Below are 8,039 nucleotides of genomic sequence, written 5' to 3'. Positions count from 1 at the left end.
CGGTCCGGCCGGTTCCAAGTGGGCCATCGGCACCGAGCTGAATCTCGTACGCCGGCTCGCGAACCGTTTCGCCCCGGCATCGCCAGGCGTGCGAGCCGCAGCGGACCGAGCAGCAACAGCTCGGAAGTCCCGCGGTGTGGATCTGGGCGCCGGCCGGGGCGACCCGCCGCTGGGCGGACGAGGAGCGGGTCGCGGATCGGGCCGGTGGATCACGGGTGGGCGCTACGGCGTGAGCTTTCCTGAAGGGCGTTTCCTGACGTGCGCTTCTTCTGAGAGGGCACGGCAAAAAGCCGGCCCACACGAGGTGGACCGGCTCGATGCAGCGAACCAGCAGTGGCCGCGCGCTCAGCAGTGCGTCAGCGCGTGACCTTGCCGGCCTTGATGCACGAGGTGCAAGCGTTCACGCGCTTCGGCGTCCCACTGACCACGGTACGGACGCGCTGGATGTTCGGGTTCCAGCGACGGGACGTACGGCGGTGCGAGTGCGAGATGTTGTTGCCGAAGCTCGGCCCCTTGCCGCAGACGTCGCAGTTGGCAGCCACGGGTCACTCCAAAGACTTCAGATGCACAGATGCACTTATGGATGATCCCGGCATGCCGGGATCGAGATCATAAGATCTGAGTGGCGCTGCCAGGAGGGATGGCCCGATCGGGATCGGGCAACCGGAGCAGCATACAACGACCGCGCCAGTACAACGAAACTACCATGGCTGGTCGGCGGCCAGCTCCGGCCCTCCTCGGGTCCGGGCCACCCCAAGGTCTACGCTGCGTGCCAGTCCAGCAGCTCAAGGAGGCGCAGGTGCCGCAGGTGCCGCAGACATTCTTCGATGCTCTCGCGGTGCGCACCTGGTGCGGTCTCGCGCTGCGGGCGCTGGGGCGTGCGCGCGAGGAGATCGACGCGATCAACGTGTACCCCGTGGCCGACGGGGACACCGGCACCAACCTGTACCTGACCATGGAGTCCGCCGCCGCCGCGGTCGAGGCGGTGTTCGACGGACACGGCACCCTGGCCGAGCAGAAGCCGCCGCTGGCCGACGCCGCCCGCGCGATGGCCCACGGGGCGCTCATCGGGGCGCGCGGCAACTCCGGGACGATCCTCGCGCAGCTGCTCCGGGGCATGGCCCAGGTCCTCGCCGCCGACGGTGAGACGGCTCACACAGACGGGGAGGGCCTACGGCTCGCCCTGCGCCGAGCGGCCGACTCCGCCCGGCACGCGGTGGCCCACCCCGTCGAGGGCACCGTCCTCTCGGTCGCCTCGGCGGCGGCGGACGCGGCCGACGACACCGGGGGCGACTGCGGGACCGTCGCACGGACCGCCTACGAGGGAGCGTGCGCGGCGCTGGCCGCGCTGGTGGAGACGTTCACGGGGGAGGTGCCGGTCTTCACGGCTCTGGAGGCGCACGCACGCGTGGCCGCCGACGAGACGCACACACGCGTGGAGGACGTTTTCGCTTCCCACGCTTCCGATGCCTCCGACGCTTCTGGTGCTCCCGAAGGCACCCCCTGCGAGGGCGGCCCCGCCTTCGAGGTGATCTACCTCCTGGAGGCCGACGACTCGGCCGTGACGCGGCTGCGGGAGCGGCTCGACGCCCTCGGCGACTCGCTCGTCGTGGTCGGCGGCGACGGCCTGTGGAACGTCCACGTGCACGTCGACGACGCGGGCGCCGCCGTGGAAGCGGGCGTCGAGGCCGGACGGCCGTACCGGATCCGGATCACCCACTTCGGGCTCGGTGACGTGCATACCACCGGCGCCGAACGGCCGCCCAGGGAGCGCGCGCAGCGGGCCGTCGTCGCCGTCGTGCCGGGGGAGGGGCTGGCGGGGCTCTACGGAGAGGCCGGTGCGACCACCGTGCTCGCGCGCCCCGGGGAGCCGCCTGCCAGCGGGGAGTTGGTCGCGGCCGTACGGCGGGCACACGCGCGTGAGGTCGTGTTGCTGCCCAATGACGCGGAGCTGCGTCATACGGCGGCGGCAGCGGCCGAGCAGGCCCGCGCCGAGGGCATCCGGGTCGCGCTGATCCCGACGCGCTCCGCGGTCCAGGGGATCGCCGCGCTCGCCGTGCACGAACCGGAGCGGCGCTTCGACGAGGACGTCGTCTCCATGACCTCGGCGGCGGGCGCGACCCGCTACGCCGAGGTCGCCGTCGCCGAACGCCAGTCCTGGACCATGGCCGGCATCTGCCAGGCCGGGGACGTCCTGGGGCTCGTCGACGGCGACGTGGCGGTGATCGGCGCCGATGTCACGGCCACCGCCCGGGCGGTCCTCGACCGCATGCTCGCGGCCGGCGGTGAACTCGTCACGCTCGTCCTCGGAGACGAGGCGCCCGTGAGCGTCGCCGACATCCTGGAGATCCACGTCCGGGAGTCGTACCTCGCCGTCGACACGGTGGTGTACCGGGGCGGCCGACAGGGTGCCCTGTTGCTCATCGGCGTGGAGTAGGTCCCAGCCCCACCCCAACTCCCCCTACTTCTCCGTCTGTTCCTCCATCAACTGGAGGAGCTGCTCGGCCTCGGCGCGACGGGCCCGTACCGTCTCGTCGCCGTCGTCGGCACCCTCGTAGGCCTTCAGCACGCCACGCGCGCGTGCCGCCGCGTCGGCCGGGCGGCTGAGGTCGGCCTCCAGCCAGCCCGCGGCGAGTTCGGCGCCGGTACGGGTGTGCACCGCGCCCTCCCCGAGGGCGGCGAACACGGTGACCGACTCCGCGGTCTGCGTCAGGGCGTCCTCGAACGCGGCCTGGATCGCGGTGTCCTCGGCCTCCTCGGCGACGGACCGGGCCAGCAGCTCGCCGAACTGCCGGTGCGTGTGGCCGAGTTCGCCGGTGAGCCGCTGCCGTGCCTCCTGGTCGTCCGTCACGAGCAGCGCGGCCTCGCACTCCTCGATCGCGCCCGCCATCAACTCCCGCGCGCGGTCCAGCCCCCGGTCCGAGCGCAACGCAAGCCACGCGCGGGCGCGCAGCGAGCGGACGAGCCCGTGCACGTTCCCCAGGGACCGCCACAGGTCGCCCGCGCGCTCGTACGCCTGGTCCGCCTCGGCGGGCAGTTCCGCGTGGCCCAGCGATTCGGCGGCGAGGTGGGCGAGGGTCGCGTGGTCGTTCTGCTCGGGCCAGGTCCGGGCGATCTCGGCCGCCTGCAACCGCCGTTCGGCAGCCGCCCGGTGCTCGCCCAGCTCGCTCAGACAGTCACCGAGCCACCACTGCGTCTGGACGATCGCGCCGTCGCCGTGCGTCTCGGCGTTCAGGTCAGGCAGCGCCGACTCCAGCACCTCGGCGGCCTCGGCCCAGCGGCCCTGGCGCAGCAGGAAGCCGCCGAGCTGGTGCCGCGCCCAGGCGCCCAGCGTCGGACCCTCACCGGCCTCGTCGGACCAGTGCGCGGCCTCCAGGGCGTGCTCAGCGGCCTCCTCCGACCGTCCCCGGCCGCCGAGCACCTCGGCGAGCTGGAGGTGCAGCTGAGCCCGTCCTGGCGCCTCCAGGTACGGCCCGCCGTGCTCCAGGGCCGCCCGCAGCGCGCGCTCCGCCTCCGTGACGTCGCCGAGGTGATGGGCGAGCCCGGCCAGCCGGGCCTCGTACTCCACCGCGAACCACGGCAGCCCTGCGACCACGAACGCCGTCGACGCCTTCGCGAACAGCCCGACGGCCGTCTCCAAGTCTCCGCCCCGCACCGCGAGTTCGGCCAGCATCGCCTGCCCCTCGGCACCCCGCGCGGCCAGCCGGACATCGGCCACGTCACCCGGAAGGGGCTGCCCCTCGACGAGGGCCAGCACTTCCCGTACGGCGGCTTCGGCGGCGGTCAGGTCCTCGCTGTCGGGGGTGTGGTCGGGGGATTCCCCGTGCACCCTCCGCATCAGGATGCGCGCGCGGCTCATCAGCACGGCCGCCGTCTGCCGTACGCCCGTGCCGTCCTCGGCGTACAGGGCGAGCACTCCGTCGTACGGCTCGGTGATCGCCGCGAGGGCCTCGTCGATCTCGCCCGTGAGAGCGCGTACGTACGCTCCACGCGCGCGTGCCGCCCACGCCTCCCCGGGGTCGCCCGACTCGGCGAACAGCTGGGCCGCGCGCTCGAAGAGGGCGATGCCCTCGGGGCCCCGGTCCATCGCCTGGTGGTCGGCGATCTCGGCGCGGTCGCGGGCGGACAGCTCGACGCCCTCGGCGGCCCGGGAGACCGCCAACCAGGCCTCCACGGCGTGCGGTTGGAGGGTGTCCGACAGGCGCCGCGCCTCCGTGAGGAGTTCGGAGAGGTCCTTCTCCGGGGCCGGTTCCGAGACCGGGGTCGTCACCGGTGCCGCTGCCGGCCGGCCCGCCGAACGCACCCCCAGGGGGAGCCGTTCCACCAGCGGCCGCTGGTCCATGCGCGCGCGTGCCCGGTCGCCGATGTGGGTCGTGCCGTTGCGCTCGTCGAAGCGGGCGGCCAGGGAAAGGGTCTCCACGCGTGCGTGGGCGGCGAGTTCACGTGCCGTCCAGGTACGGCCGGCCGGCCCCGGTACCCGCTGGTCGCCGAGTCCCAGCTCGGTCAGGCGGTCCATCAGCAGGGTCACCACGGACAGGAAGTCCAGCCCGCTGCGCGGGTTCCCGGAGTCCGTGAAATACGCCGGACGCTCCGCGAGCAGCTCCAGACCGCGCGCCTCGTTGCCGCTCAGCGCGCAGAACTCCACATGGTCCGCGTAGGCGCCCCGCATGCTCTCCATGGGCCGTACGAGACGGAAACCGCGCAGGTGATGGGCGCGCGCCTCGTCGGCCCGCCCCAGGCGCAGCAGTGGGGCCAGGGAGGACGCGAGGACGGTGTGCGGCTCGTGGGCGCAGGTGAACTCGCCCTCCAGGACCGGCTCCCACAGAGCGAGGGCCTCGGCGTCCTGCTCCCGCTGCACCTGCCACTCGCCCTGGCTGTGCAGCTCGCACGCGTGGCAGTCGGCCATGGTGTCCCGGTCGGCGGCCAGCCACGCGGCGTACGCCCGCTCGGCCCGCGCCAGGTCCCCGACGTGCGAGGCGACGCTGAACTCCGCGCTGCGGACGGCCCGTTCGGAATGTCCGGCCAGCCGGTAGCGGTGCTCCATCTCGCCGAGCCACTTCTCGATCGACGCGAGCGGGACGTGCGGCTGGCCGAGCATGCCGGACGACATCCACTTGAAGACCCAGTGCAGGGAGTGGACCTCGTACTCGTCGAAGTCCTCGGGCCGCTCGTCCCACATGCGCAGCAGGCGCGCGAAGGGGACGAACATCTTGTCCTTCTCGGAGCTGTAGTTGTAGACCTTCAGCTGATGCCCGAGCGCCTCGATCACCGCGAGCGGGATGTCCAACTTCTCGGCCTCGGCGAGCAGTTGCTCCGCGCGCGCGTTGCGGGCCGGTCCCTCCGGCTCCTCGGAGTTCTCCGCCATCGCCCGGCGCAACGCGTCGAAGTCCGTGATCCCTGCCATCAGTGGTCGCCCTCCCCGTGTGTGGCCCACTCCAGGAGGCCGATGAACGCCCGGTTCAGCAGTGCCGAATCGGCGGGGCGCAGGGGTCGCTGCGCCATCAGGAGTGCCTGCCCGTAGAGCGACTCCGTGGCCGTCCCGATCAGGTCCCGGTCCCTCAGCGAACTGATCCGCCGGATCAGCGGGTTGAGGTGGTTGAGGACGAGACGCGCGCGTGGAGCGCTGCCCCGCAGCGAACCCAGGATGCCCGCCCACAGGTCGTCGGCCTGCTCCTCGGCCTCCGCGCGGGCCTGCTCGTGCCGGGCCGAGCGGTCGTCCAGGTGCAGCGCGGGCACCGCCAGCGGATGGAAGGCCCGCAGCACGACATCGCAGCCCAGGGGGTCCAGCTTGGCCCGCGCGGCGGCCAGGAAGTCCGCCAGCGCCAGCTCCTCGGCCGGATCGACCGAGTCCAGATGCGCGGTCACGGTGTCCGAGTCCAGCTCGGCGACCACCGTCCCCGGGCGCACCGACGGCAGCGCCTCGACCAGCTCGCCGTCGTAGGTGTAACCGCCGTTGATCACCCCGATGCCCTGCGCGGACGCGATCGGGGCGACCTGCCGGTACTCCTCGACGGTCCGCGTGAAGTGCACCACCGGGTGGCGCTGCGCGAACTCCTCCAGGGACACCCGTCCGTCGGTCGTCTCGAACGGGAGCCACGGCAGCATCGTGCGCAGCATCTCCTTGTCGTGCCGCGCCAGGGACTTCACCCCCAGGTGGTGCACCGACAGGAACGCGGCAAGACGCTCCGGATCACCCGCCGCGAGCCCGGTCAGCCAGGCCCGGATCCGCTCCCCGAGCGCCTCCCGTACGGCGGCCAGCGTCTCGTCCTCGTACAGCGACTCGCGCGAGGCCGTGGGCCGCAGACTGTCCGTGTCCAGCACACAGCGCACGAAGAACGCCCAGTCGGGCAGCAGCTGTTCGGCCCGTTCGGTCAGCAGCATGCCCTTGAGATGCACCCGGTGACTCGCCCGCTGCGCCGGACTCACGGCGCCGGGAAGGACGTAGGCCACCCCCCGGATCCCCGCGAGCGGCACCGACAGGTCGATCGAGTCCAACGGCGTGAACCCGAACAGCTCGTGACAGTGCCGGGCCAGCGCCACCCTCCGGGTGCTGGGACTCGGGTACGACCGGTCCCAGGGCGCGGGCAGGTCGGTGATCGCCTCGCCGTCCACGCGCACGTCGTACGGCAGCAGCGCCCCGAAGTCCCGCGCCAGCGCGAGGACCCGCTCCTTGGTGAGCCACTCGCCGGCGCCCGCGCGGGCCACCAGGTGCACGGTGGTGCCCGGTTCGGGGCGTTCGCTGTCGGGCAGGGTCCGCACGGTGTACGAGCCGTCGTCGGTCGCCGTCCACTCCACGGGCGGCGCGTCGGGCGTACGGGCGCTGCGGCTGACGACCCGGATCCGCTCGGCGACCACGAAACAGGCCAGCAGCCCGATGCCGAACTGCCCGAGGAAATCGGAGCGGACCTCCTGGAGCCCTTCAGCACGCTTGGAGCTACGGCCGATCGTCGCGAGGAGGCTGTGCACGTCCGCCTCGGTGAGCCCGACGCCGGAGTCCTCGACGCGCAGGGTGCCCCCGTCGGCGTACAGCCGCACCAGGGCAGGGGAGTCGGGCTGCTCGGCCCGGCGGGCGGTGATCGCGTCCACGGCGTTCTGCAGCAGCTCGCGCAGATAGACCTTGGGGCTGGAGTAGAGGTGATGGGAGAGCAGGTCCACCAGACCGCGCAGGTCGACCTGGAACGTGTGAGGTGACTGGGATGCCTGGGATGACTGTGAGGTCTGGGAGTCCATCGTCGCAGCGCCGAGGTGGGGGAGGTGCGATCGGCGCGGGGGTCGGGCGGTCCCTGTGAGGCGGTGACCGCGGGGGATGGCCGGAGCGCGCCATCCTAGGCCGCGAACGACCCACCTGACCAGGAGTTTCGCAAGACGTATACGGCATTGTCAGTGGCGTGGTGTGCAATGGATCTCGTGCCCGCACTGGAAGAACCACTGAAAAAGGTGCTCGGCCCCGCCACCGCGAAGGTGATGGCCGAGCATCTCGGCCTGCACACTGTGGGCGACCTCCTGCACCACTACCCGCGCCGGTACGAGGAGCGGGGCCAGCTCACGCACCTCGCCGAGCTGCCGATGGACGAGCACGTCACCGTGGTCGCCCAGGTCGCCGACGCCCGTCTGCACACCTTCGCGTCCAGCAAGGCCCCCCGGGGCAAGGGCCAGCGTCTCGAAGTCACGATCACGGACGGCAGCGGCCGGCTCCAACTCGTCTTCTTCGGCTCGGGAGTTCACAAACCCCACAAGGAACTGCTGCCGGGCACGCGCGCGATGTTCGCCGGCAAGGTCTCCGTCTTCAACCGCCGCTTGCAACTCGCTCACCCGGCATACGAGTTGCTGAAGGGCGACGCCGAGGAAGCGGTCGAGACCTGGGCGGGCACCCTGATCCCCATCTACCCCGCCACCGCCAAACTGGAGTCCTGGAAGATCGGCAAGGCCCTCCAGACGGCGCTGCCCAGCGCCCAGGAAGCCGTAGACCCCCTCCCGGACTCCCTCCGCGAGGGCCGCGGCCTGATCCGTTCTCCTTCTCCGGATTCGCCGGCGTAGGA

Annotated in this window: 4 protein-coding genes and 1 pseudogene; 2 read left to right on the top strand and 3 right to left on the bottom strand. The window is 72.3% G+C overall.

Translation table 11 applies throughout. The annotated features are described in order from the left end of the window. Window positions 1–356: 356 nt before the first annotated feature. Window positions 357–542: a 50S ribosomal protein L28 gene (gene rpmB / locus ACNFOC_RS46590; RefSeq protein ID WP_153288410.1), complete on the bottom strand. Its 186-nt coding sequence runs from the start codon at window positions 540–542 to the stop codon at window positions 357–359. 257 nt (window positions 543–799) lie between these two features. Here rpmB and ACNFOC_RS46585 point away from each other — a divergent pair, with 257 nt between their 5' ends. Beyond that, a complete protein-coding gene (locus ACNFOC_RS46585; protein WP_416965056.1) occupies window positions 800–2,437 on the top strand; it encodes a DAK2 domain-containing protein in 1,638 nt (545 codons plus the stop codon). A gap of 24 nt (window positions 2,438–2,461) precedes the next feature. On the opposite strand, the gene ACNFOC_RS46580 is transcribed toward ACNFOC_RS46585, so the two are convergent. Together ACNFOC_RS46580 and ACNFOC_RS46575 are read right to left on the bottom strand one after the other, a co-directional pair. Next, entirely contained in the window at window positions 2,462–5,404 is a 2,943-nt protein-coding gene (locus ACNFOC_RS46580) for a tetratricopeptide repeat protein (protein WP_416965055.1), read from the bottom strand. Next, on the bottom strand, window positions 5,404–7,230 hold the full coding sequence (locus tag ACNFOC_RS46575) for an HSP90 family protein (protein WP_416965054.1): 1,827 nt from the start codon (window positions 7,228–7,230) through the stop codon (window positions 5,404–5,406). The genes ACNFOC_RS46580 and ACNFOC_RS46575 overlap by 1 nt, the downstream gene beginning before the upstream one ends. A gap of 168 nt (window positions 7,231–7,398) precedes the next feature. Between ACNFOC_RS46575 and ACNFOC_RS46570 the strand changes: the two are divergent. After that, window positions 7,399–8,016 (top strand): annotated as a pseudogene (locus tag ACNFOC_RS46570) (OB-fold nucleic acid binding domain-containing protein); the annotation flags it as partial. Window positions 8,017–8,039 lie beyond the last annotated feature (23 nt).

The organism is Streptomyces colwelliae (assembly GCF_048158785.1).
Taxonomy (GTDB): Bacteria; Actinomycetota; Actinomycetes; order Streptomycetales; family Streptomycetaceae; genus Streptomyces.
This window is presented reverse-complemented; position numbering and strand designations above follow the sequence as displayed.